This is a genomic window from Pseudomonas flexibilis, from assembly GCF_000806415.1.
Classification (GTDB): Bacteria; Pseudomonadota; Gammaproteobacteria; order Pseudomonadales; family Pseudomonadaceae; genus Serpens; species Serpens flexibilis.
In genome coordinates this window covers 248151-270888 of the sequence record NZ_JTAK01000001.1, presented here as the reverse complement: position 1 = coordinate 270888, position 22738 = coordinate 248151, and the positions used below count along the sequence as shown (strand labels likewise).

Annotated in this window: 21 protein-coding genes; 9 read left to right on the top strand and 12 right to left on the bottom strand. The window is 66.5% G+C overall.

Annotated elements, in window-relative coordinates; genetic code table 11:
• Positions 1 to 119 precede the first annotated feature (119 nt).
• Positions 120 to 587, bottom strand: a complete 468-nt coding sequence (locus tag PT85_RS01350) for an outer membrane lipoprotein (RefSeq protein WP_039561986.1) — start codon at positions 585 to 587, stop codon at positions 120 to 122.
• 126 nt (positions 588 to 713) lie between these two features.
• On the opposite strand from PT85_RS01350, the gene PT85_RS01345 reads away from it, so the two are divergent.
• A complete protein-coding gene (locus tag PT85_RS01345; protein WP_039561985.1) occupies positions 714 to 950 on the top strand; it encodes a hypothetical protein in 237 nt (78 codons plus the stop codon).
• 59 nt (positions 951 to 1009) lie between these two features.
• Here PT85_RS01345 and PT85_RS01340 read toward each other — a convergent pair whose 3' ends face one another.
• From PT85_RS01340 to PT85_RS01325, 4 genes are all read right to left on the bottom strand, one after another.
• On the bottom strand, positions 1010 to 2188 hold the full coding sequence (locus tag PT85_RS01340) for a vWA domain-containing protein (protein WP_039605719.1): 1179 nt from the start codon (positions 2186 to 2188) through the stop codon (positions 1010 to 1012).
• A gap of 20 nt (positions 2189 to 2208) precedes the next feature.
• A complete protein-coding gene (locus PT85_RS01335) occupies positions 2209 to 2601 on the bottom strand; it encodes a GFA family protein (RefSeq protein ID WP_039605718.1) in 393 nt (130 codons plus the stop codon).
• A gap of 139 nt (positions 2602 to 2740) precedes the next feature.
• Positions 2741 to 3586 carry an AAA family ATPase gene (locus tag PT85_RS01330; protein ID WP_039561980.1) on the bottom strand — a complete coding sequence of 282 codons (846 nt, stop codon included), beginning with the start codon at positions 3584 to 3586 and terminating at the stop codon, positions 2741 to 2743.
• 126 nt (positions 3587 to 3712) lie between these two features.
• Positions 3713 to 4786, bottom strand: coding sequence for a DUF748 domain-containing protein (locus PT85_RS01325; protein ID WP_039605717.1), 1074 nt, complete (start codon positions 4784 to 4786; stop codon positions 3713 to 3715).
• 126 nt (positions 4787 to 4912) lie between these two features.
• Between PT85_RS01325 and cysK the strand changes: the two genes are divergently transcribed.
• The 5 genes from cysK (at position 4913) to xseA (ending at position 10983) form a co-directional block, all read left to right on the top strand.
• Positions 4913 to 5887: a cysteine synthase A gene (gene cysK / locus PT85_RS01320; protein ID WP_039561977.1), complete on the top strand. Its 975-nt coding sequence runs from the start codon at positions 4913 to 4915 to the stop codon at positions 5885 to 5887.
• A 198-nt stretch (positions 5888 to 6085) separates the two neighbouring features.
• The gene (locus PT85_RS01315; RefSeq protein WP_052237577.1) at positions 6086 to 7138 is read left to right on the top strand and encodes an acyltransferase family protein; all 1053 of its coding nucleotides are present in this window, start codon (positions 6086 to 6088) and stop codon (positions 7136 to 7138) included.
• A 38-nt stretch (positions 7139 to 7176) separates the two neighbouring features.
• Positions 7177 to 8901: a bifunctional isocitrate dehydrogenase kinase/phosphatase gene (aceK, locus tag PT85_RS01310; protein WP_039605716.1), complete on the top strand. Its 1725-nt coding sequence runs from the start codon at positions 7177 to 7179 to the stop codon at positions 8899 to 8901.
• 77 nt (positions 8902 to 8978) lie between these two features.
• The gene (locus tag PT85_RS01305) at positions 8979 to 9584 is read left to right on the top strand and encodes a tRNA-uridine aminocarboxypropyltransferase (protein ID WP_039605715.1); all 606 of its coding nucleotides are present in this window, start codon (positions 8979 to 8981) and stop codon (positions 9582 to 9584) included.
• Positions 9585 to 9603: 19 nt separating this feature from the next.
• On the top strand, positions 9604 to 10983 hold the full coding sequence (gene xseA, locus PT85_RS01300; RefSeq protein WP_039605714.1) for an exodeoxyribonuclease VII large subunit: 1380 nt from the start codon (positions 9604 to 9606) through the stop codon (positions 10981 to 10983).
• A 169-nt stretch (positions 10984 to 11152) separates the two neighbouring features.
• Here xseA and PT85_RS01295 read toward each other — a convergent pair whose 3' ends face one another.
• Both PT85_RS01295 and PT85_RS01290 read right to left on the bottom strand, forming a co-directional pair.
• Positions 11153 to 11416, bottom strand: coding sequence for a hypothetical protein (locus tag PT85_RS01295; protein ID WP_039561971.1), 264 nt, complete (start codon positions 11414 to 11416; stop codon positions 11153 to 11155).
• A gap of 148 nt (positions 11417 to 11564) precedes the next feature.
• Positions 11565 to 12755 carry a CaiB/BaiF CoA transferase family protein gene (locus tag PT85_RS01290; RefSeq protein ID WP_039605713.1) on the bottom strand — a complete coding sequence of 397 codons (1191 nt, stop codon included), beginning with the start codon at positions 12753 to 12755 and terminating at the stop codon, positions 11565 to 11567.
• A 149-nt stretch (positions 12756 to 12904) separates the two neighbouring features.
• On the opposite strand from PT85_RS01290, the gene PT85_RS01285 reads away from it, so the two are divergent.
• Together PT85_RS01285 and PT85_RS01280 are read left to right on the top strand one after the other, a co-directional pair.
• Positions 12905 to 13906, top strand: coding sequence for an AraC family transcriptional regulator (locus tag PT85_RS01285; RefSeq protein WP_039605712.1), 1002 nt, complete (start codon positions 12905 to 12907; stop codon positions 13904 to 13906).
• Between the two features lie 74 nt (positions 13907 to 13980).
• Positions 13981 to 14652, top strand: a complete 672-nt coding sequence (locus tag PT85_RS01280; protein ID WP_039561966.1) for a DUF502 domain-containing protein — start codon at positions 13981 to 13983, stop codon at positions 14650 to 14652.
• Here PT85_RS01280 and PT85_RS01275 read toward each other — a convergent pair whose 3' ends face one another.
• Positions 14653 to 15849: an MFS transporter gene (locus PT85_RS01275; protein ID WP_039561963.1), complete on the bottom strand. Its 1197-nt coding sequence runs from the start codon at positions 15847 to 15849 to the stop codon at positions 14653 to 14655. It lies immediately after the preceding gene.
• A 145-nt stretch (positions 15850 to 15994) separates the two neighbouring features.
• On the opposite strand from PT85_RS01275, the gene PT85_RS01270 reads away from it, so the two are divergent.
• The gene (locus PT85_RS01270) at positions 15995 to 16759 is read left to right on the top strand and encodes a dienelactone hydrolase family protein (RefSeq protein WP_039605711.1); all 765 of its coding nucleotides are present in this window, start codon (positions 15995 to 15997) and stop codon (positions 16757 to 16759) included.
• 116 nt (positions 16760 to 16875) lie between these two features.
• Here PT85_RS01270 and rpsA read toward each other — a convergent pair whose 3' ends face one another.
• From rpsA to hisC, 4 genes are all read right to left on the bottom strand, one after another.
• Positions 16876 to 18558, bottom strand: a complete 1683-nt coding sequence (gene rpsA, locus PT85_RS01265; RefSeq protein ID WP_039561958.1) for a 30S ribosomal protein S1 — start codon at positions 18556 to 18558, stop codon at positions 16876 to 16878.
• Positions 18559 to 18705: 147 nt separating this feature from the next.
• On the bottom strand, positions 18706 to 19395 hold the full coding sequence (gene cmk, locus PT85_RS01260) for a (d)CMP kinase (RefSeq protein ID WP_175444379.1): 690 nt from the start codon (positions 19393 to 19395) through the stop codon (positions 18706 to 18708).
• Positions 19392 to 21626 carry a bifunctional prephenate dehydrogenase/3-phosphoshikimate 1-carboxyvinyltransferase gene (locus PT85_RS01255; protein ID WP_039605709.1) on the bottom strand — a complete coding sequence of 745 codons (2235 nt, stop codon included), beginning with the start codon at positions 21624 to 21626 and terminating at the stop codon, positions 19392 to 19394. The genes cmk and PT85_RS01255 overlap by 4 nt, the downstream gene beginning before the upstream one ends.
• Complete coding sequence (gene hisC, locus PT85_RS01250; protein WP_039605708.1) at positions 21619 to 22728, bottom strand: histidinol-phosphate transaminase; 1110 nt, start codon at positions 22726 to 22728, stop codon at positions 21619 to 21621. The genes PT85_RS01255 and hisC overlap by 8 nt, the downstream gene beginning before the upstream one ends.
• Between the last annotated feature and the right edge of the window lie 10 nt (positions 22729 to 22738).

Sequence of the window (22738 nt, the reverse complement as noted above, 5' to 3'; positions counted from 1 at the left end):
CACGTACCCGCAAACCACACCACCGGACCATGCGCGGTACAGGATCTGAATAATCGCTGCCCTGCAAACCGCAGGGTGAACAGCGCTTCCCTTGTCCACCCTTTGGCCGCGACCCGATCCTACAGCGGCGCCACCCGGCTGGTGCCATCCACAGTGAGGATGCGTACCCGCTGTCCAACCCGGAAGGTCTGGTTGGGTTCCATGGCCTGCACGTAGGCGCGCAGGCTGCCGTCATCCTCGCGCACGGTGATTTCCACCCCCTGGGTGCGGGTGATGCCCTCCTCGGCCGCCGCGCCCAGCATGCCGCCGGCCACCGCGCCGATGACCGCCGCCACGGCACTGCCGCGGCCGCCGCCCACGCCGCTGCCGGCGATACCGCCAACCACGGCGCCAGCGCCCGAGCCGATGGGTGTCTTGGTGCCTTCGATGCGCACCGGCCGCAGGGACTCGATGGTGCCCATGCGCACCAGCTGCACGGTACGCGCCTCGCTACGCGAGTAGGTATCGCCGGTCAGGCTGGAGGCGCAGCCGCCCAGCACCAGCCCGCTCAGGGAAACACTGGCAATCAGTATCAGGGATGTACGCATGGAGTCCTCCGCTTTGACCGAAACACCGTGTTCCGAAGCATGCCCCGGGGCCGCGCCCGGGGTGTCACTTCCAGACGACCGGCAGTTCCGTTAGGGTAGCGGCTTTTGCACCGGGGTCGGATTGCCATGGACTACTTCATCATCTTCATCGCCACGGCCAGTGGGCTGTATTTCCACTGGTGGTTGATGGTGCGCATTCGCCGCTGGGCCGATCGCGACCTGGCGCTGTCGATGGCCGGCGATGACGCGACGAAACGGGACTACATGCTGCAGAAGCTGGAGCAGGCCAAGCAGGACAAGGTGCCGCGCAAGCAACTGCAGACCTGGCTGGAACAGGCGGCCGGGGAATATGCAGTGAAGTGATGTCAGGCGGGTCAAGGCAACGCCTTGGCCGCCGGACGCGACATCGGTGCATCCGCTGCCTACTTGGACAGGAAGCGCATCCCCTCCTCCAGCCCCTGCAGGGTCAGCGGGAACATCTGATCGTTGGTCAGCTCGCGTACCAGCGAGGTGGACGCGGTGTAATCCCAGGTGTGCTTGGGGTACGGGTTGATCCAGATGAGCTTCTTGTACTTCTCCATGAAGCGGCGCATCCACACGTAGCCGGCTTCCTCGTTCCAGTGCTCGACGCTGCCGCCGGCCTGGGTGATCTCGTAGGGCGCCATGGCGGCGTCACCGACGAAGACGATCTTCCAGTCCGCGCCGTACTTGTGCAGCAGGTCGAAGGTGGAAAAGCGCTCGGTGGTGCGGCGCATGTTGTTCTTCCACACCGACTCGTAGATGAAGTTGTGGAAGTAGAAGAACTCCAGGTGCTTGAACTCGGTCTTGCAGGCGGAGAACAGCTCCTCGCAGACCTTCACGTGGGCGTCCATCGAGCCGCCGATATCCATCAGCAGCAACAGCTTGACCGTGTTGCGCCGCTCCGCGCGCATCTGGATGTTGAGCAGACCGGCGTCGCGGGCGGTGTGGTCGATGGTGCCGTCGATGTCGAACTCTTCGGCCGCGCCCTCGCGGGCGAACTTGCGCAGGCGGCGCAGGGCGACCTTGATGTTGCGGGTGCCCAGCTCCACCTGGTCGTCGAGGTTCTTGTACTCGCGCTGGTCCCAGACCTTGACCGCGCGGCCCTGACGCTTGCCGGCGTCGCCGACGCGGATGCCTTCCGGGTTGTAGCCGCCGGAGCCGAACGGGCTGGTGCCGCCGGTGCCGATCCACTTGTTGCCGCCGGCGTGCTTTTCCTTCTGTTCTTCCAGGCGTTTCTTGAATTCCTCGATCAGCGTGTCCAGCCCGCCGAGGGACTGGATCATCGCCCGCTCTTCCTCGCTCAGGTGGCGCTCGAACTCCTTGCGCAGCCATTCCTCCGGGATCAGCGCCTCGATGTGCCGGTCCAGATCCTCCAGCCCCTTGAAATAGGCGCCGAAGGCCCGGTCGAACTTGTCGAAGTGGCGCTCGTCCTTCACCAGGATCGCCCGCGACAGGTAGTAGAACTCGTCCATGTCGGCGAAAACTACGTTGTGCTTGAGCGCATTGATCAGGTCGAGCAGCTCGCGCACCGACACCGGCACCTTGGCCGCGCGCATTTCATTGAACAAACCAAGCAGCATTGCTTACCTCGATGGGCGACTCACAGGTCGCCGCTGTGCTGGGGCAGATCGTCCTGGATGCGGTACCAGTCGGCCTTGGAATCCACGTAGATGTGCGCCTGGGGCACCTCGCCCAGCGGCGAATCCAGCGTGCCGGCGGCCACGCCGATTTCCCCGGCGCGGTCGTCGATGAACTGCAGGGTGGCGCCGCAGCGACTGCAGAAGGTCCGCGTGATGCCGGGCGAAGACGGGTAACGGGCGACCAGGGCTTCCCCGGCGGTGAAGTGGAACGCCTCGGGCGACACGCCGGCATAGGAGGCGAAGGCCGCGCCGTGGGCCTTGCGGCACATGCTGCAATGGCAATGGGTGACTTCCTCGATGGGCGTGTCGATGCGGTATTTCACCGCCCCGCACAGGCAGCTGCCGTTATGCATCGCTGTGTCCCCTCTCCCATGTTGCCGTCGTAGGGTGGGTTAGCCGCGCGGCGGCGTAACCCACCGTCTCGTGCCGCGTTATCGCCTTGGCCAGCCTGGCGGTTACGCTTCGCTAACCCGCCCTACGCCCGTCTTTCGCTTACCGGGAAGCGCGGCGGCTCATGAACGCCAGGCGTTCGAGCAGCATCACGTCCTGCTCGTTCTTCACCAGGGCGCCGGCCAGCGGCGGGATGGCCTTGGTGGGATCGCGCTCACGCAGCACGGCTTCACCGATGTTGTCGGCCATCAGCAGTTTCAGCCAGTCGACCAGTTCGCTGGTGGAAGGTTTCTTCTTCAGGCCCGGCACCTTGCGCACGTCGAAGAACACGTCCAGCGCCTCGGCCACCAGCGCGTTGCTGATGCCCGGGTAGTGCACGTCGACGATCTTCTGCAGGGTCTCGCGATCGGGGAAGGCGATGTAGTGGAAGAAGCAGCGGCGCAGGAAGGCGTCGGGCAGCTCCTTCTCGTTGTTGGAGGTGATGATGATGATCGGGCGCTGCCGGGCCTTGATGGTTTCGTTGGTCTCGTAGACGTAGAACTCCATCTTGTCGAGTTCCTGCAGCAGGTCGTTGGGGAACTCGATGTCCGCCTTGTCGATCTCGTCGATCAGCAGGATGACGCGCTCCTCGGCCTCGAAGGCCTCCCAGAGCTTGCCCTTCTTGATGTAGTTGCGCACATCGTGGACCTTCTCCACGCCCAGCTGGGAGTCGCGCAGGCGGCTCACCGCGTCGTACTCATACAGGCCCTGGTGCGCCTTGGTGGTGGACTTGATGTGCCAGGTGATCAGCCGGGCGCCGAAGGCCGCAGCCAGCTGTTCGGCGAGCATAGTCTTGCCGGTGCCCGGCTCGCCCTTTACCAGCAGCGGGCGCTGCAGGGTGATGGAGGCATTGACCGCCAGCTTGAGATCGTCGGTGGCGACGTAGGAAGGGGTACCTTCGAACTTCATCGGGAAGAATTCCTCGGTGGGGCCGCCCGTCGCGGCGAAACAGGCTGCGACTATACCCCGCACCCGGGATTCTGTGAACGCGACACCAGGTTTCGGTCACGTTCCGGTCGAAGGCAGGCCGACGGGCTACTCACCCTCTTCCAGCGAGCGCTCGAAGCGCGCGCTGAAGGCCTCGATGAAGGCGTTGCGCAGGACGGCAAGGAACGCCTGGAAGGGACTGACATCCTGATCGCGAATGGTCCCGGACAGCTCGACCCGGGTGGCGAACTGATCCTTGCGCTGGTTCTTCAGCAGCGTCTGGCCGCCGCCGACGATGGCTTCCCACAGCCCGCGCAGGAAACCCTTGTCCTCGGCCTGGATATCCTGTTCCCAGTCGAACACCTCGACGTTGCGCAACAGCGGCTTGATGTAGCCGCCGAGCTGGCTGTTTTCGGCTTCCACTTCCATCACCAGGTCACCGGTGCCGTCGGCGAAATCGAAACGGCCGTAGGCGCGGCTGAAGTCGTTGAGCTTGACCAGCGGCACGCCGGTGACCCGCAGGCGCAGTTCGAAATCCTCCCAGTCGGTAAAGGGGTCGAAGCGCGCATTGGCTTCCATGGGCGCGACTTCCAGGAAACGCGCCTCGCCGACGAACTCCGCCACGCGGCGCCCCTCGGCATCGGTGCTGTTGGTCAGGTTGTAGAAGGTACCCACCACCTGGTCAGCATGGATGTTCACCTGCGGATCGGAAGTGAAGTTGCGAAACGAGACCTGGCCGTTGCGGATATGCACCTCGTTGAGGGTGATGGGCAGCAGCGCATCCAGGCGGTCCCGCCAGTCCACGCCCTCCCCCGTCTGCTCCTGCCCGGGTTCACGGGCATCCACGAAGTTCAGCTGCGGATCGACGAACGCCACCTCGGCCACCACCGCCCGATCCTGCCACAAGGCGCGCCAGCTGACGGAAAGGTCGATCAGCGGCGCATCGAGCAGCGGCACCGGCACGCCCCCTTTCTTTTTTTCGATCAGCAGCCCCTCGATCTGGTAGGCGCCGCGCCACCAGGCCAGGTCGACATCGGCGATCTGCCCCCGGTAGTCGCCCATGTCGGCGAGGGTGTCGTTCAGGTAGTTGCGGACCAGTTGAGGCAGCGCCAGATGCAGCAACAATAGCAACAGCGCAATGATCAGCAGGATCCACACTGGCAGGGCCTGACGTCGGTTCATCGGCGACTCTCCCCGGCGGCGTTGTCGTGCAGTTGACCGGCCTTGTCCGGCCCGGTTCGGCTGGACTGACCGACACGACAGGCATAGGCTGACAGACCTCGTCAACCAGCCACCGACGGAATGAACATGAGCCGCATCTTCGCAGACAATTCCCTGGCCATCGGCAACACCCCGCTGGTCATGATCAATCGCCTCGGCCCCAAGGGCGTGACCCTGATGGTCAAGACCGAGGGCCGCAACCCCGGCTATTCGGTGAAGTGCCGGATCGGCGCCAGCATGGTGTGGGACGCCGAGGAGCGCGGCGTGCTCAAGCCCGGCATGACCCTGGTGGAGCCGACCTCCGGCAACACCGGGATCGGCCTGGCCTTCGTCGCCGCCGCTCGCGGCTACAAGCTGATTCTCACCATGCCGGCCTCCATGAGCCTGGAACGCCGCAAGGTGGTCAAGGCGCTGGGCGCCGAGCTGGTGCTCACCGAGCCAGCCAAGGGCATGAAGGGCGCCATCGAGAAAGCCAGCGAGATCGTCGCCAGCGACCCGGCGAAGTACTACATGCCCCAGCAGTTCGAGAATCCGGCCAACCCGGCGATCCACGAGAAGACCACCGGCCCGGAGATCTGGAACGATACCGACGGCGCCATCGACGTGCTGGTCGCCGGCGTAGGCACCGGCGGCACCATCACCGGCATCTCGCGCTACATCAAGAAGACCCAGGGCAAGCAGATCCTCTCGGTGGCGGTGGAGCCGGTCAGCTCGCCGGTCATCAGCCAGGCCATGGCCGGCCAGGAACTCAAGCCCAGCCCGCACAAGATCCAGGGCATCGGCGCCGGTTTCGTGCCGAAGAACCTCGATCTGTCGCTGGTCGACCGCGTCGAACAGATCACCGATGACGAGGCCAAGGCGATGGCCCTGCGCCTGATGCGCGAGGAAGGCGTGCTATGCGGCATTTCCGGCGGCGCGGCCATGGCCGCCGCGGTACGCCTGGCCGAGCACCCGGATATGCAGGGCAAGAACATCGTGGTGATCCTGCCGGACTCCGGCGAGCGCTACCTGTCCACCATGCTGTTCGACGGCCTGTTCAGCGAGCAGGAACTGGTGCAGTAAGGACGATCCGTGGGAGCGAATTCATTCGCGATCGGGTGCAGGCCAGCACGAAAGGCTCGCGGCTGAATCCGCTTCCACAACCGTGGCGGCCGCCCCGCGCCAGCCATTGAACTTTGCCGGAGCGAAGCGGCCACAGACTACTCAGGGATACTGGAAACCGGGAAGGATGTTGCCGAACCGCCCCTGGGAAACCTGTTCATGGATGCCGCGCGGCAGAACCTCTCCATGGAGACCCTGCGTGGGCTGGCTTGCGTGCTGCTGGTCGCCTATCACGTGGTGGGTTCCGAAGCCCTGGCCAACGGCCTCAGGCTACCGGGTGATCACGAGCTGCATCGCTTCAACGAGGCGCTGAGCCACCTGCGCATGCCGCTGTTCACCTTCATCTCCGGCTATGTGTACGGCTACCGGCCGTTATCCGGCGGGCCTGGCCGTTTCCTGGCCGGCAAGCTGCGACGCCTGGGCCTGCCCTTGCTCTGCGTGGGCACACTGTTCGCCACACTGCAGTACCTGACGCCGGGCACCAGCACCCAACTGGTCCTGGACGAATTCTGGAAGCTCCACCTGTACCCGTTCGCCCATTACTGGTACCTGCAGGCGCTGCTGGTGATCTTCGCCCTGTTCGCCCTGCTGGAGCACAGCGGCCTGACCCGCAGGCACGCCGGCCTGCTGCTGTTGCTGCTGGCTCTTGGCGTGATCTACCCGCACCGCGAACAGCTGCCGGTGCTGTTCTCGCTGCGCCAGGCGTTCTACCTGTTCCCCTACTTCGTCCTTGGCGTGCTGTATTTCCGGATGCTGGAAGCCGCCATCCGGACCCACTCGCGGATCGCGGTACCGATGCTCGCCCTGCTCTGTCTCGGCTATGGCGGGCTGACGCCCGTGCTGAGCGACACCGGCACGCTCAGCCGCCTGTCCCTGGGCTTCAGCGCCCTGCTGCTCCTGCTGGCCGCCGCATCGAATGTGCGCTTGCGCCTGCTTGCGCGGCTGGGTGTGTATTCCTATGCCATCTACCTGCTGCATGTGTTCTTCACTGCCGGGATGCGCCTGGCCCTGGAGCGCCTGGAGCTGCGCCACGACTACCTGGGGTTCCTGTGCGGACTGGCGGCCGGGTTGCTGGGGCCGATTCTCGCCTACCAGGGCTGCGCGCGGCTGCCATGGGCGCGCCTGCTGTTATTCGGGCAGTCGACGGCCCGCCGCACACCCGCCAGGCCGCCCGCGCCGGCGGTCTCCGGCTTCCCGCCACCGGCCGACTGACATAAGCTCGCCATTCCATAGCCAGCAGGGACCCCAACATGGCGCAGCAATGGCCGGCCGATATCGCCCGTTCCATCCTCAAGGGCTTCGACGATTACCGCGAGCAGTTCCGGCTGATCACCGACGGCGCGCGCAAGCGCTTCGAGCAGGCGCAGTGGCAGGAGATCCAGCAGGCCTCGGCGGAGCGCATCGCCCTCTACGAGGACAAGGCCCAGGAAACCACCGAGCGGCTGCGCCGGGAGTTTCCCGCTGAGCAGTTGCTGGACGTGCAGCTCTGGCCGCTGGTGAAGAGCGCCTACATCGAGCAGATCAACCCGCGCAGCGACGACGAGCTGGCGGAAACCTGGTTCAACTCGATCTTCTGCCACCTGTTCAGCCATGACTGCATCAGCGACGGCACCATGTTCATCCACACCACCCGCCCGGCGCTGCACCCGCACCGGCGCGCGGCGCAGACGCGCAGCTACCGGCCGAATGGCGACCTCACCGAATTGCTGCGGGCGATCTTCGACGACTACCGCTTCGATGTGCCCTGGATCGACCTGGAAGGCGACCTCGCCCGCCTGGAAGCCACCCTGCAGGCCAACCTGCCGGACTGGGTGTGCAGGGACCCGGCGCTGACCATCGAGCTGTTCTGCTCGCCGCTGTACCGCAACAAGGGCGCCTACCTGGTCGGGCGCATCTACACCCCCGACGAGCAATGGCCGCTGGCGATTCCCTTCGTGCACAAGGAAGGCGAAGGCATTCGCATCGACGCGCTGATCACCGACGAGGCGGATGTGTCGATCATCTTCTCCTTCACCCGCTCCTACTTCATGGTCGATGTGTCCTACCCGGCGGAGTTCGTCGCCTTCCTCAAGCGCATCCTGCCCGGCAAGCACATCGCCGAGCTGTACACCTCCATCGGCTTCTACAAGCAGGGCAAGTCGGAGTTCTTCCGCGCGCTGATTCACCACCTGATCAACACCGACGACCGCTTCGTGATGGCACCCGGGGTGCGCGGCATGGTGATGAGCGTGTTCACGCTGCCGGGCTTCAACACCGTGTTCAAGATCATCAAGGACCGCTTCTCGCCGTCCAAGAACGTGGACCACGCCACGGTCATCGAGAAGTACCGGCTGGTGAAGCGCGTCGACCGGGTCGGCCGCATGGCCGATACCCAGGAGTTCGCCGACTTCCGCTTCCCGGTGGACAAGTTCGACCCCGAGTGCCTCGCCGAACTGCTGGAGGTGGCCCCTTCCACCGTGGAGCTGCAGGGCGACACCGTGCTGGTGCGCCACTGCTGGACCGAGCGGCGCATGACCCCGCTGAACCTGTACCTGGAAGGCGCCAGCGAGGCCCAGCAACGCGAAGTGCTGGAGGATTACGGCCAGGCCATCAAGCAGCTGGCGGCGGCCAACATCTTCCCCGGCGACATGCTGCTGAAGAACTTCGGCGTCACCCGCCACGGCCGCGTGGTGTTCTACGACTACGACGAGATCTGCTACCTCACCGAGGTGAACTTCCGGCACATCCCGCCGCCTCGCTTCCCCGAGGACGAGATGTCCGCCGAGCCCTGGTACTCGGTCGGCCCCAACGACGTGTTCCCCGAGGAATTCCCGCGCTTCCTGTTCGGCGACATCAAGCAGCGCCGCCTGTTCAGCCAGCTGCACGGCGACCTGTTCGATGCCGACTACTGGAAGAGCCTGCAGGACGCCATCCGCGAGGGCAAGGTGATCGACGTGTTCCCCTACCGGCGCGACCGGCAGCAGAGTCTGCAGTGAACCCAGGGGGCGCGCTTCTTGTGGACGGACTTGTCCGCGAGTTTTTCACTCCCCGTTCACTTGGCCATGGATAACGCATGCCCCGCCCCACCTGCTCCCGCTGCCGTCGCCCGTTGAGTCACTGCCTGTGCGCGCTGATCCCGCGCCTGGACAGCCGTACCCGGGTGCTGATCCTGCAGCATCCGGATGAAAGCGGGCATGCGCTGAACACCGCCCGGCTGGCGGCGCTGGGACTGGTGAATGCCGAGCTGCTGGTCGGCGAAACCTTCGGCGACGCGCTGGCCGAGCGCCTGGCCGACCCTGCCTACAGCAGCCTGCTGCTGTTTCCCGGCGCACAGGCCGAACGGCCCGCGCCGCAATCCGCCGAGGAACGCCCGCTGCAACTGATCGTCCCGGACGGCACCTGGCGCAAGGCGCGCAAGCTGCTGTACCTCAACCCCGTGCTGGAAAGCCTGCCGCGCCTGTGCCTGCCGGAGGGACTGACCTCCCGCTACCGCCTGCGCAAGGCGCCGCAGCCGGGGGCGCTGTCCACCCTGGAAGCCATCGTGGAAACCCTTGCCCGGCTGGAGCCGGAGCGGCGCTTCGACGCGCTGCTACGGCCCTTCGAGGCGCTGATCGACGGCCAGATCGCCGCCATGGGCGAACAGACCTACCAGCGCAACCACGGCGCCGGGCACGAGTGATTCGCGTATCATCGCCGCCATGCGCAACGACCCCTTCGAACGCCTCCACCTCGACCGCGAGGTGCTGAGCGTCAGCCAGCTCAACAACCGTGCCCGCCTGCTGCTGGAGGATGTCTTCGCCCAGGTGTGGGTCGAGGGCGAGATCTCCAACCTGGCCCGGCCGGCCTCCGGCCACGTGTATTTCACCCTCAAGGACGGCCAGGCCCAGGTGCGCTGCGCCCTGTTCCGCCAGAACGCCCTGCGCGTGCGCCAGGCGCTGCGCGACGGACTGGCAGTGCGGGTGCGCGGCAAGGTCTCGCTGTTCGAGGGGCGCGGCGATTACCAACTGATCCTGGACAGCGTCGAGCCGGCCGGCGACGGTGCGCTGCGCCTGGCCTTCGAGGCACTGAAGGGCAAGCTGAGCGACGAGGGGCTGTTCGCCGCCGAGCGCAAGCGCCCGCTGCCCAGCCATCCGCGCCGCATCGGCATCGTCAGCTCACCGACCGGCGCGGTGATCCGCGACATCATCTCGGTGTTCCGCCGCCGCGCGCCGCAGGTGGAGCTGACGCTGGTGCCCACCGCTGTGCAGGGCCGCGAGGCCACCGCGCAGATCGTGCGCGCCCTGCAACTGGCCGACCGCCAGGGCTTCGATGCGCTGATTCTGGCGCGCGGCGGCGGTTCGCTGGAGGACCTCTGGTGCTTCAACGAGGAGGCGGTAGCACGCGCCCTGGCGGCCTGTGTCACCCCGACGGTCAGTGCCGTGGGCCACGAAACGGATGTGTCGATCTGCGATTTCGTCGCCGACGTGCGTGCGCCCACGCCTTCGGCCGCCGCCGAACTGCTGGCGCCGCACAGCGCCGACCTGCAGCAGCGCCTGGCGGTGCTGGAGCGCCGCCTGCAGCTGTGCATGCGCCAGCACCTGCACCGCGAACAGCTGCGCCTGGAAGGCCTGCTGCGCCGCCTGCGCCATCCGGGCGAGCGGGTGCAACAGCTGGCGCTGCGTGTGGACGATCTGGAGCGGCGCTTGCATCAGGCACTGCAGCGCCGTCTGGGACAGTCACGGGAACGCCTGCTGCGCCTGGAACATCGCCTGGCCAGCCGCCATCCCGGGCGTCAGTTGGCCCTGCTGCGCCAGCGCCTGGACAGCCTCGCCGAACGCCTGCCGCGCGCCACCCTGGCCGGCCTGCGCCAACGCCGCCTGCAACTCGCCGCGCTGGCGCAGACGCTGCAGGTGGTCAGCCCGCTGGCCACTCTGGGCCGGGGCTACAGCATCCTGCTGGATGAACAGGGCCACGCCATCCGCGACGCCCGCCAGACCCACGTTGGTCAGCGCCTGGAAGCCCGCTTGGGCGATGGTCGCCTGAGCGTGCGCGTGGAAGACAATCACCAGGACCCGGTGAACCTGTCGCTGCTGGATTGAGCCCGGTCGCGGGGGCGGACCTGTCCGCGCGCTTTTCGTGCAGCGGCACAAAGCTCGCGAATGAATTCGCTCCCACAGCTTGGACTCGCCTGGGCAGCACTCATTAGAAGCGCCCAAAAAAACACCGGCTCGAGGCCGGTGTCGTGTGGAACGCCAATCGCTGTCGCGATCAGCGCGCCTTTTCGAAGCAGGCCACACCATCGGTGCCGAAGCGATTGGCAGTGGTGTACTCGGAGACGTAGACCAGCTTCCAGCCATCGTACTTGGCGAAAGTCTTGTCCATCTCCTTCTTGGAGCGCATATCCACCTGCTCGCAGCGGGTGGTCACGTTCGCACCGTTGTTGGTATCCCATTTGGCCGAGGTGATGTTGGCCGGGGCACAGCCTGCCAGCAGAACGGAGGACAGGGAAAGCAGCAGCAGTTGCTTTTTCATGCAGACATCCTTGCGGTAAGACGGCTAAGAGAAGGGGCCCGATGCCGGAGGCAGGGCGGCGCAAAGCTATCAATTAGCCATCGTCCTGTCCATTCGTCGCTAGCCGCTTCGTCATGCCCCTGGCGGCCAGAAACACGCTCCCCCCCCCCTACGTTCGCGCTCCACCCATTGCCCCGCAGGCCCGCAAATCCTGAATCCGCGCCTCGTCATAGCCCAGCTCGCGCAGCACCTGTTCGCCATGCTCGCCCGGCGCTGCGCCACTGTGTCGCGGTGGCGGCAGGCCGGCGGAGAACTTCAGCGGACAGGCCAGCTGTCGCAGCGGGCCGGATGGGCCAGGGACCTCGGTGACCAGGCCGCGCGCCGCGATCTGCGGGTGCTGCAGGGCTTCGGAAAACGACAGCACCGGCTCCACGCAGGCGTCCAGGTCGGCGAACAGCGCCTGACAGTCGGCCAGGCTGTGCCGCTCGATCTCGCGGGCGAACGCCTCCTTGAGGACCAGCTGATCCTCCGCCCGCTGCGACAGGCCGCGCGCCGCCAGCTCCGGACGCCCCAGCGCCTGGCAGAACGCCTGCAGGAACTGTGGCTCCAGGCAGCCCACCGCCAGCCAGCGGTCATCGCGGGTGCGGTAGTAGTCGTAGAAGCCGCCGCCGTTGAGCGGCTGGTTCTCCAGTCCCGGCTCCGCGCCGCCGGCCAGCGCGGCGGCGCCACCCAGGGCATGCAGGCTGAAGGCGCAATCGGTCATGCTGACATCCACCTGCTGGCCTTCCTCGCTGAACTGGCGCTGGATCACCGCGGCCAGCAGACCCACCACGCCGTGCAGCGAGCCGCCGGCCAGGTCGGCGATCTGCACGCCCGGCGGCACCGGACCACTGTCGCGCCGGCCCGTGCCGGCAGCCAGGCCGCTGACCGCCAGGTAGTTGATGTCATGTCCGGCACGCTCACGATACGGGCCAGTCTGGCCGTAGCCGGTGATGGACACGTAGATCAGCCGGGGATTGATGCGCTTCAGGGCCTCATAGCCCAGGCCGAGGCGCTCCATCACGCCGGGACGGAACTGCTCGATGAGGATGTCGTAGTCGCGCAACAGGTCGTAGACCACCTCCCGCGCCGCCGGCTGCTTGAGATCCAGCGCCAGGCTGCGCTTGTTGCGGTTGACCCAGGCATGGGCGGCGGAGGCGCCCTGCACCCGGGGCGGCAGCAGACGTAGCAGGTCGGGCCGGGTCGGCGATTCGATGCGCAGCACCTCGGCGCCGAGGTCGGCCAGCAGCAGGGAGGCGAATGGCCCGGGCAACAAAGTGGAGAAATCGAGGACTTTTAGTGAGGCCAGGGGACCGGTCATGGCGGGCTCCTTCTTGAAGGTCCCGCAAGCCTAGGCCGGCGCGCGTCGCGCGCTCAATGACCCGAACGCTCAGCCGGCCTGATGTAAACGCGCTTGTCCGTGCCCGTCCCGGCTGACTACCATCGAGCGCCTGAGCCAGGGAAGCCACCATGCGCGAACGCACCATCGCCAGCCACTTCGTCCGAGCCGCCCTACACGGGGCCCAGGCGCGTGACCTGGACATTGCCGCGCTGCTCGCCGATGCCGGCCTGCCGCCGACCGTGCTGGAGGAGACCGCCGCGCGGGTGACCGCCGCACAGTACGCTCGACTGATTCGCCTGCTCTGGCGGCGCCTCGACGACGAATACCTGGGCCTGGCCGCCCAACCCAGCCTGCCGGGCACCTTCGCCATGATGGCCTGCTCCATCATCCATTGCGGCACCCTGGAAAAGGCGCTGCGCCGCGGCATCCGCTTCTACCGGCTGTTTCCCGGCAGCCCCGAATTCAGCCTGCGCCGCGAGGGCGCGCAGGCCTGGCTGTGCCTGCATGTGGACCCGACCCACGATCCGGAGCACTTCCTCAGCGAAAGCCTATTGCTGATCTGGCATCGCCTGGCCAGCTGGCTGATCGGACAGCGCATCGCGCTGGAGGAGCTTCGTTTCGCTTATCCGCAGCCGGCGCACGTCGTCGAATACGACCTGCTGTTTCCCGGCGTGCGGCACTTTTCCGCCGACTTCACCGGGCTGCGTTTCGTCGCCGCGCACCTGGATCAGCCGCTCCTGCAGGACGAGCGCACCCTCAAGCGCTTCCTCGAACAGGCGCCCGCCGACCTGCTCAGCCGCCCGGCGGGCGATGACTCGCTGATCGTGCGCATCCAGCGCCTGCTGGGGCGCGACTGCCGCCAGTGGCCGGATCTGGAGCAACTGGCCCGCCAGCTCAACTGCAGCCCGCAGACCCTGCGTCGGCGCCTGCGCGAGCAGGGCAGCAGCTTCCAGGTCATCAAGGACCAGTTGCGCCGCGACCGCGCCATCTATCTGCTCGGCCACCCGGAGCTGTCCATCCAGGAGATCGCCGAGCAACTGGGCTTCTCGGAGGCCTCCGCGTTTCACCGGGCGTTTCGCAAGTGGACGCACCTGACACCCGGCGCCTATCGCGAGCCGGTAGAAAAATGAGACAGAACCCCGCTTGCAGCGGCTAGCGGAACGGCCAGAATGTAGGCCCTTCGCCTTCCCTGTCCGGATTCGCCATGCTCCTGTCCCGCGGCTTCAAGTCCATCGTCACCACCTGGCTGGCCGGTCTGCTGGCCCTTCTGCCGCTGACCCTGACCCTCGCGCTGGTCACCTGGATCGTCAGCCTGCTCAACCGCTTCGCCGGGCCCTCCACCACGGTCGGCCAGCTGTTCGCGGCACTCGGCTATCCGTTCGTGGAGAGTCCGGGGCTGGCCTACCTGCTGGGCACGCTGATCCTGATCGTTGCCATCTACCCGCTGGGCCTGGCCGTACAGCTGGGACTCAAGGGGCCGCTGTCGAAACTGCTCAAGCTGACGGTCGAGCGTATCCCGCTGCTGGGCAAGCTGTATGGCCTGACCGATCGCTTCGTCGGCCTGCTGGACCAGAAGGAAAATGCCGATATCGCCGCCATGAGCCCGGTGTGGTGCTTCTTCGGCGGCGACGGCGTGGCGGTGCTGGCGCTGCTGCCCAATCCGGAGCCCGTCGTGATCAATGGGCGGCGCTACCTCGCAGTGCTGGTGCCTACCGCGCCGATTCCGGTGGGTGGCGGCCTGCTGTACATGCCGGTGGAATGGATCAAGCCGGCGCAGATGGGCATGGACACCTTCACCAGCATCTATGTGTCGATGGGCATCACCCCCCCGCCCTACCCGCCTGCGGATAGCCGGCCGACGGAGCGGGTCGACTGATCAGCTCCGGGCCAGGCGCAGGATCTGCAGGCTGGCCAGCAGGAATACCCCCGACAGCAGCACCAGCAGCGGCAGCCAGCCGGCGTGGCTCCACACCCAGCCGCCGCAATAGCCGATGACACTGGAACCCAGGTAGTAAGCACACAGGTACAGCGCCGAGGCCTGCGCCTTGGCGCCCCGGGCGCGTTGCCCGACCTGGCCGCTGGCCACCGCATGGGTAGCAAAGAAGCCCAGGGTGACCAGGCCGAGACCGAGCGCCACGCCGGGCAGCCAGGGCAGCGCACACAGCGCCACGCCCAGTAGCATGATCATGAGGCCGCCGAGCATCACGCGCGGGGCGCCGAAACGCGGCACCAGCCGCCCGCCCCAGCCCGCGCTGAGGATGCCGACCAGGTAGACGGTGAACAGCAGGCCGATCACCGTCGAGGACAGCCCGAAGGGGGCCGCTGCCAGGCGGAAGCCGATGTAGTTGAACAGCGCGACGAAGCCGCCCATCAGCAGGAAGGCGACGCTGAACAGGATGCGCAGTTCGCGGTTGGCCAGGTGCAGGCGAAAGTTGTTCAACAGCGTGCGCGGCGACAGCGGCTGGGCACGGAAATGACGTGACGGTGGCAGCAGCCAGTGGAACAGCAGCAGCGCCAGCAGGCCAAGCGCGGCAATGCCGCCCAGGGCCAGTTCCCAGCCACCCAGATCGGCGAACAGACCGGCGAGCAGGCGACCGAGCAGCCCGCCGAGCGCGGTGCCGCCGATATACAGCCCCATCGCCGCCGGCAGCGACGGCGGGTCGAACTCCTCGCCCACATAGGCCATGGCCAGCGCCGGCAGGCCGCTGAGCGCCAGCCCCAGCAGGGTGCGCAATACCAGCAGCAGCTGCCAGTCATCGACCAGCGCGCAGGCGATGCCCAGCACACTGGCCAGGCCCAGGGCGCCCACCATCACCGGTTTGCGCCCCCAGCTCTCGGCCAGGGCGCCGGCCACCAGCATGGCGAGGGCCAGGCTCAGGGTGGTCAGCGACAGCGCCAGACTGCTGCTGGCGGCGGACACGCGAAAGTGCGCCGCCAGCAGCGGAAGCAGGGGTTGCACGCAGTACAGGAGAGCGAAGGTGGCAAAACCGGCACAGAACAGCGCCAGGGTGGCCCGGCGGTAATCGGCACTGCCGCGCTGGATATAGCCGGCAGAATCGGAGGAGGCAGACATTCGGGTAAAGCGCTCGCGGTTCGCCCCGGACAAGGGCGGCGCGCAGCCTACCACTTCTCCTCCCGGCCTGCAGGACAAAATGACGCAGGGAACCTGTGGGCGATCTCACTGCCTCCTTGATAGGTCCCCAGCGGAGTAACACGTCATGAGCGCACCCTCTTCCGGCGGCCTTGCCCAGGCCGAGATCCAAACCCGCGAACTCACCTACCAGAGCGCCGACGGCACGCCGCTGTGCGGCTACCTGGCCTATGACGAGGCCGAGGAAGGCCCGCGACCGGGTGTCCTGGTGGCGCCCGAATTCTGGGGGCTCAACGATTACATCCGCAGGCGGGCGCGCGAGCTGGCCGCGCTGGGCTACGCCGCCCTGGCGCTGGACATGTACGGCAACGGCAGGACCACCACCGATCCGGGCGAGGCCCGCTCCCTCATGCAGGCCGCCACGGCCAGTGTGGAGCTGACCCGGCAGCGCTTCGAGGCGGCTCTGGATGTGCTGCTGCGTCAGCCTGAAGTCGACCCGCGCCGGATCGGCGCGATAGGCTACTGCTTCGGCGGCAAGCTGGTGCTGGACATGGCGCGCCAGGGCCTGCCGTTGGCGGGCGTGGTCAGCTTCCATGGCCGGCTGACGCCTGCGGTGCCGGCCACGCCGGGCAGCGTCAAGGCCCGGGTGCTGGTCGAACATGGCGAGGCCGACAGCATGACCACGCCAGAGCAGCTGCAGGCGTTCCAGGACGAAATGCGCGAAGCCGGCGCGGATTGCCGGCTGGTGATCCACCCCGGCGCCCGCCACGGCTTCACCAACCCGCAGGCCGACCAGCGGCGCACGGATACGCTCGATATCGGCTACCAGCGCGAAGCCGACGCGCGCTCGTGGGCAGACATGAAGGCGTTTTTCGCGGAGGTGTTCGTGTAGGGCGGTCGGCGTCTTTCCGGCCGCCACGGTGGCCAACGCGTTGCGTTGGCCACCCTACGAGCCGGCAACAAAAAAGGGCGACCGAAGTCGCCCTTTTTCCAGCAGGAAAGCAGAACTTAGTTCTGGTTTTCCATCTGAGCACGGATCAGATCACCAATGGTGGTCGGACCAGTGGACTCGGATTCCTGCTTGGTACGCAGTTCCTTCATCGCGTCCTTCTCGTCCTCGACGTCCTTGGACTTGATGGACAGGCTGATGACGCGGGACTTGCGGTCGATGCTGATGATCTTGGCTTCGACTTCGTCGCCTTCCTTCAGCACGTTACGGGCGTCTTCGACGCGGTCACGGCTGATTTCGGACGCCTTCAGGGTCGCTTCGATGTCGTTGCCCAGGTCGATGACAGCACCCTTGGCGTCAACTTCCTTCACGGTACCGCGAACGATGCTGCCCTTCTCGTGGGTGGCGGCGTAGCTGGAGAACGGATCGTCTTCCAGTTGCTTGATACCCAGGGAGATGCGCTCACGCTCCGGATCGACGGACAGGATGACGGTTTCCAGCTCGTCGCCCTTCTTGAAGCGGCGAACAGCTTCTTCACCCGGCTCGTTCCAGGAGATGTCGGACAGGTGAACCAGACCGTCGATGCCGCCGTCCAGGCCAATGAAGATACCGAAATCGGTGATCGACTTGATGGTGCCGGAGATGCGGTCGCCCTTGTTGAACTGGCTGGAGAAGTCTTCCCACGGGTTGGACTTGCACTGCTTGATACCCAGGGAGATACGACGACGCTCTTCGTCGATGTCCAGAACCATGACTTCCACTTCGTCGCCGACCTGAACGACCTTGGACGGGTGGATGTTCTTGTTGGTCCAGTCCATTTCGGACACGTGCACCAGACCCTCGACGCCTTCTTCCAGCTCGGCGAAGCAGCCGTAGTCGGTCAGGTTGGTGACGCGAGCCTGAACACGGGTGCCTTCCGGGTAGCGCGCCTTGATGGCGACCCACGGATCTTCGCCCAGCTGCTTCAGACCCAGGGAAACGCGGTTGCGCTCGCGGTCGAACTTCAGGACCTTGACGTCGATCTCGTCACCAACGTTGACGATTTCCGACGGATGCTTGATGCGCTTCCAGGCCATGTCGGTGATGTGCAGCAGGCCGTCCACGCCGCCCAGGTCGACGAACGCGCCGTAGTCGGTGAGGTTCTTGACGATACCCTTGACCTGCTGGCCTTCCTGCAGCGATTCCAGCAGAGCTTCACGCTCGGCGCTGTTCTCGGCTTCCAGGACGCTGCGACGGGAAACGACAACGTTGTTGCGCTTCTGGTCCAGCTTGATGACCTTGAATTCCAGTTCCTTGCCTTCCAGGTGAGTGGTATCACGCACCGGACGCACGTCGACCAGGGAGCCCGGCAGGAACGCGCGGATGCCGTTGACGTCGACGGTAAAGCCGCCCTTCACCTTGCCGTTGATGACGCCCTTGACCACTTCTTCAGCAGCGAACGCAGCTTCCAGAACGATCCAGCACTCGGCGCGCTTGGCTTTTTCGCGGGACAGCTTGGTTTCACCGAAGCCGTCTTCCACCGCGTCCAGCGCGACGTGAACTTCGTCACCTACCTTGATGGTCAGCTCGCCCTGTTCGTTATAGAACTGCTCGACCGGGATGACGCCCTCGGACTTCAGGCCGGCGTGGACAGTGACCCAGTCACCGTCGATGTCGACCACGATACCGGTGATGATCGCACCGGGTTGCATGTCCAGGGACTTCAGGCTTTCTTCAAAAAGTTCTGCAAAGCTTTCGCTCATGTTGATTCCTGTAGTTCAAGGGCGGTCGATCCGCCCAAAGCCACACTCCAGCCTCATGTGGGTTCGTTCATGTAAAAGACGCCCGCAGGACATGGACTGGTTCCCTGCAAGCGTCCTTGCGACCCTTCGTATGGCGAAGCGATCGACTTACCCGACGAGTCCGCGGGCAGCGGCTTCGCCAAGAATTCTTTCGAGCACCTGCTCGATGCTCAGTTCGGTCGAGTCCAGCAGCAGCGCATCCTCGGCCGGCTTGAGCGGCGCGGTGGCCCGCTGCGTGTCGCGCTCATCGCGCGCGCGGATCTCCTCGAAAAGACCCGCGAGGTTAACAGCCTCGCCCTTTTCCTTCAACTGAAGATAGCGACGGCGTGCGCGTTCTTCCACGCTGGCCGTCAGGAAAATCTTCAGCGGCGCGTCAGGAAACACCACCGTGCCCATGTCGCGACCGTCTGCAATCAGCCCCGGCGCGGCACGGAAGGCGCGCTGGCGATCCAGCAGCGCGGCGCGCACCGCCGGCAGCGCGGCAACCCTGGAGGCGCCGGCGCCGGCCTGCTCGGTACGGATGGCGCGGGTGACGTCCTCGCCATCCAGCAGGGTGATCTGTTCCTGACCGGGCTGACCAGGCACGAACTGCACGTCGAGCTGGCCGGCCAGCTCGACCAGCGCCGCTTCATCGGCCAGGTCGATGCCCCGCTTGCCGGCCCCGTGGGCCAGCAGGCGATAGATGGCGCCCGAATCCAGCAGGTTCCAGCCCAGACGATTGGCCAGCAGGCCGGCCAGGGTGCCCTTGCCCGAGCCGCTCGGGCCGTCGAGGGTGATGACAGGTGCCGTCATGGTCAGGATTCCTTCGCCACGCGGATCCCCACCTGCTCGGCCAGCGCCAGGAAGTTGGGGAACGAAGTGGCGACGTTGGCGCAATCGTGGATGCGGATCGGCGCCGTGGCGCGCAACGATGCGACGCTGAAGGACATGGCGATCCGGTGATCGCCATGGGCCCAGACTTCGCCGCCGCCGATCGGGCCGCCGTGAATGATGATGCCGTCCGGGGTCGGTTCAGCCTTCACGCCCAGGGTCTGCAGACCATCGGCCATGACCTGGATACGGTCGGATTCCTTGACGCGCAGCTCTTCGGCGCCACGCAGCACGGTGCGCCCTTCGGCGCAGGCGGCGGCGATGAACAGCACCGGGAATTCGTCGATGGCCAACGGCACCAGGTCCTCGGGGATGTCGATGCCCTTGAGCTTGGCCGAGCGCACGCGAATGTCGGCCACCGGCTCGCCGCCCACTTCACGCTGGTTTTCCAGACTGATGTCACCGCCCATCAGCCGGAGGATGTCGATCACGCCGGTACGGGTCGGGTTGATGCCCACATGCTCCAGCAGCAGCTCGGCGCCCTCGGCAATGCTCGCGGCGACCATGAAGAAGGCCGCCGAGGAGATATCCGCCGGCACTTCGATCTGCGTGGCGGTCAGCGTGTGGCCGCTCTCCACCTTGGCGGTGGCACCCTTGACCTCGACCGGATAGCCGAAGCCGCGCAGCATGCGCTCGGTGTGGTCGCGGGTCGGCGCCGGCTCGGTCACCGAGGTTTCCCCCGCGGCATACAGGCCGGCCAGCAGCAGGCAGGATTTGACCTGGGCGCTGGCCATCGGCATGTCGTAATGCATGCCCACGAGCTTCTGGCCGCCGCGAATGGTCAGCGGAGGACGACCCTCCGGGCCGGTCTCGATCACCGCGCCCATTTCGCGCAGCGGCTTGGCCACCCGGTTCATCGGCCGCTTGGACAGCGACGCGTCGCCGGTCAGGGTGGTGTCGAACGGTTGCGCGGCCAGCAGGCCGGAGAGCAGGCGCATCGAGGTGCCGGAGTTGCCCATGTACAGCGGGCCGGCCGGCGCCTTCAGGCCGTGCAGACCGACGCCGTGCACGGTGACGCGGCCCTTGTGCGGGCCCTCGATGACCACGCCCATGTCGCGGAACGCCTGGATGGTGGCGAGCGCGTCCTCACCTTCGAGGAAGCCCTGCACCTCGGTCACGCCGTCGGCCAGCGAGCCGAGCATGATCGAACGATGGGAGATGGACTTGTCGCCCGGCACGCGGATTCGGCCGTTGACGCTGCCGCCCGGCTGGGCGAGGAAGATCAGATCGTTATTGGAATGCATGGCGTCCACATAGGCCCGGCGGGCCAGGATTTTGCTGAAATGCTCGCGGGCCACCCGGGCGCGGGTGAACACGCCCAACAGGTGATGCCCATCCCCTTCGACCACCGCGGCGCGCAGAGCGTCGAGGTCGTCGCGAAAATCGTCCAGTGCCTGCAGTACGGCATCCCGGTTGGCCAGGAAGATGTCGTGCCACATCAATGGGTCGCTGCCGGCGATGCGCGTGAAATCGCGAAAGCCACCGGCGGCGTAGCGGAATATCTCCAGGTTCTCGTTGCGCTTGGCCAGCGAGTCCACCAGCGTGTAGGCCAGCAGGTGCGGCAGATGGCTGGTGGCGGCCAGCACCTGGTCGTGGTGCGCCACGTCCATGTGCTCGACATCGGCGTCCAGCGCGCGCCACAGGTGACCGACCAGCGCCAGCGCGTCGGGATCGGTCTCCGCCACCGGCGTGAGAATGACCTTGTGGCGGCGGAACAGCTTCGGATTGGCCGCCGTCACACCGCTCTGCTCGGAACCGGCGATCGGATGACCGGGCACGAAGCGCGACGGCATGTGACCAAACGCCTGGCGCGCGGCGCGCACCAGGTTGCCCTTGGCGCTGCCCACGTCGGTGATGATGGCCTGCCCCAGCTCCAGCTTCGCCAGTTGCGCCAGGACCTTTTCCATGACCAGGATCGGCACCGCCAGCTGGATCACATCAGCGCCCTGGCAGGCGGCGGCCAGCTCGGCCTCGCAGCGATCCACCACGCCCAGCTCCACCGCCAGACGGCGGGACTCGGCATCCAGGTCGACGCCCACCACCTCGCGGAACAGGCCGGTGGCGCGGATGCCCTTGGCAAAGGAGCCGCCGATCAGGCCCAGGCCGACCACCACCAGACGGCCGAGCTGCGCCTCGCGGGGGTGCTTGAGATCAGCCACGCAGCACGTGCTCCAGCGCGCCGAGGAAACGGGCGTTCTCCGCCTCGGTGCCCACCGACACGCGCAGGAAGGTCGGCATGGCGTAACCGGCCACCGGCCGCACGATGACGCCCTGGCGCAGCAGCGCGGCGTTGATCGGCGCGGCGTCGCGACCGAAGTCCACGGCCAGGAAGTTGCCACGCGAGGGAATCCACTTCAGCCCCAGCGCCTGCAGGCCGGCTTCCAACTGGCGCATGCCGGCGCGGTTGACCTGGCGGCTGCGCAGCACATAGTCCTCGTCATCCAGCGCGGCGCTGGCGGCGACCAGGGCCAGGCTGTTGACGTTGAACGGCAGGCGCACGCGATTCAGCACGCCGGCGATCTCCGCCGAGGACGCGCCGTAGCCGATGCGCAGGCCGGCCAGGCCGTAGGCCTTGCACAGGGTGCGCGAGACCAGCAGGTTTGGGTAACGCGACAGGTAGGCGAGGCCGTTGGGCAGCTCGCCCGGCTCGGAGAACTCGATGTAGGCCTCGTCCAGCACCACGACGACATGCGCGGGCACGCGAGACAGGAAGCGTTCCAGTTCCTCGGGGCCGAACCAGGTGCCGGTCGGATTGTTCGGGTTGGCGATGTAGGCGACCCGGGTGTTGGCGTCCATGGCGGCGATCAGGCCATCCAGGTCATGGCCGTAATTGATCGCCGGCACCACGCGGCTTTCCGCGCCGGTGGCCTGGGTGGAAATCGGGTAGGCGGCGAAGGCATGGGCGCTGAACACGGCGTTCAGGCCAGGCGCCAGGAAGGCGCGCGCCACCAGGTCGATGATGTCGTTGGAACCGTTGCCCAGGGTGATGCCCGCCGGATCGATGGCGAACCTGGCGGCCAGCTTCTGCTTCAGCGCATAGCCGCTGCCGTCCGGGTAGCGGGTCAGCTCGGGCAGCGCATCCTGAATGGCGGCCAGCGCCTTCGGGCTCGGGCCCAGCGGGTTCTCGTTGCTGGCCAGCTTGACGATCTGCGCCGGGTCCATGCCCAGCTCGCGAGCCAGTTCCTCGATCGGCTTGCCGGTGACGTAGGGGGACAGCTTCTGCACGCCCGGCACGGCCAGGGCAAGGAAATCAGCACTCATGCGTATAGCC

Excerpts from the sequence above, each read along its gene's own strand:
- PT85_RS01350 (WP_039561986.1), bottom strand. The coding sequence starts at position 587 with ATGCGTACATCCCTGATACTGATTGCCAGTGTTTCCCTGAGCGGGCTG.
- PT85_RS01345 (WP_039561985.1), top strand. The coding sequence starts at position 714 with ATGGACTACTTCATCATCTTCATCGCCACGGCCAGTGGGCTGTATTTC.
- PT85_RS01340 (WP_039605719.1), bottom strand. The coding sequence starts at position 2,188 with ATGCTGCTTGGTTTGTTCAATGAAATGCGCGCGGCCAAGGTGCCGGTG.
- PT85_RS01335 (WP_039605718.1), bottom strand. The coding sequence starts at position 2,601 with ATGCATAACGGCAGCTGCCTGTGCGGGGCGGTGAAATACCGCATCGAC.
- PT85_RS01330 (WP_039561980.1), bottom strand. The coding sequence starts at position 3,586 with ATGAAGTTCGAAGGTACCCCTTCCTACGTCGCCACCGACGATCTCAAG.
- PT85_RS01325 (WP_039605717.1), bottom strand. The coding sequence starts at position 4,786 with ATGAACCGACGTCAGGCCCTGCCAGTGTGGATCCTGCTGATCATTGCG.
- cysK (WP_039561977.1), top strand. The coding sequence starts at position 4,913 with ATGAGCCGCATCTTCGCAGACAATTCCCTGGCCATCGGCAACACCCCG.
- PT85_RS01315 (WP_052237577.1), top strand. The coding sequence starts at position 6,086 with ATGGATGCCGCGCGGCAGAACCTCTCCATGGAGACCCTGCGTGGGCTG.
- aceK (WP_039605716.1), top strand. The coding sequence starts at position 7,177 with ATGGCGCAGCAATGGCCGGCCGATATCGCCCGTTCCATCCTCAAGGGC.
- PT85_RS01305 (WP_039605715.1), top strand. The coding sequence starts at position 8,979 with ATGCCCCGCCCCACCTGCTCCCGCTGCCGTCGCCCGTTGAGTCACTGC.
- xseA (WP_039605714.1), top strand. The coding sequence starts at position 9,604 with ATGCGCAACGACCCCTTCGAACGCCTCCACCTCGACCGCGAGGTGCTG.
- PT85_RS01295 (WP_039561971.1), bottom strand. The coding sequence starts at position 11,416 with ATGAAAAAGCAACTGCTGCTGCTTTCCCTGTCCTCCGTTCTGCTGGCA.
- PT85_RS01290 (WP_039605713.1), bottom strand. The coding sequence starts at position 12,755 with ATGACCGGTCCCCTGGCCTCACTAAAAGTCCTCGATTTCTCCACTTTG.
- PT85_RS01285 (WP_039605712.1), top strand. The coding sequence starts at position 12,905 with ATGCGCGAACGCACCATCGCCAGCCACTTCGTCCGAGCCGCCCTACAC.
- PT85_RS01280 (WP_039561966.1), top strand. The coding sequence starts at position 13,981 with ATGCTCCTGTCCCGCGGCTTCAAGTCCATCGTCACCACCTGGCTGGCC.
- PT85_RS01275 (WP_039561963.1), bottom strand. The coding sequence starts at position 15,849 with ATGTCTGCCTCCTCCGATTCTGCCGGCTATATCCAGCGCGGCAGTGCC.
- PT85_RS01270 (WP_039605711.1), top strand. The coding sequence starts at position 15,995 with ATGAGCGCACCCTCTTCCGGCGGCCTTGCCCAGGCCGAGATCCAAACC.
- rpsA (WP_039561958.1), bottom strand. The coding sequence starts at position 18,558 with ATGAGCGAAAGCTTTGCAGAACTTTTTGAAGAAAGCCTGAAGTCCCTG.
- hisC (WP_039605708.1), bottom strand. The coding sequence starts at position 22,728 with ATGAGTGCTGATTTCCTTGCCCTGGCCGTGCCGGGCGTGCAGAAGCTG.